The 348-nt window shown below is 57.8% G+C and carries 2 pseudogenes; both read left to right on the plus strand.

The features are described 5' to 3' along the window. Positions 1 to 110 (plus strand): annotated as a pseudogene (locus ACNQQL_RS36150) (integrase core domain-containing protein); the annotation flags it as partial. Positions 111 to 209: 99 nt separating this feature from the next. Beyond that, a pseudogene (locus tag ACNQQL_RS36155) lies at positions 210 to 348 on the plus strand (IS5/IS1182 family transposase); the annotation flags it as partial.

Raw genomic sequence — 348 nt, forward strand, 5'->3', positions numbered from 1 at the left:
TCAGGCTCGACTACATCCAACCGGGCAAGCCGCAGCAGAATGCGTATGTCGAACGATTCAACCGGACCGTGCGGTACGAATGGCTGTCGCAGTACCACTGGGAAGACTTAGCAGGCTGTTGAAATTGGGAACGGTGTAAACGGGCTTCGCGGGCGGTGCGTTAGAGATAACGTGTTCATGGTCTTGGTCGGATGGGTGCGATGCGCGGAATGGACGAGATGCAAGAACCGCTGTTCACGACGGTGAAGCTGGAAGACTTCGTGCCGGCCGATCACCCGTTGCGGCCGCTGCGGCTGCTGGTCAATCAGGCACTGAAGCGACTCAACGGACTGTTCGGTACGATCTATG

Origin of the sequence: Burkholderia sp. LFS061, assembly GCF_047978125.1 — a bacterium.
Lineage (GTDB): Bacteria > Pseudomonadota > Gammaproteobacteria > Burkholderiales > Burkholderiaceae > Burkholderia > Burkholderia pyrrocinia_C.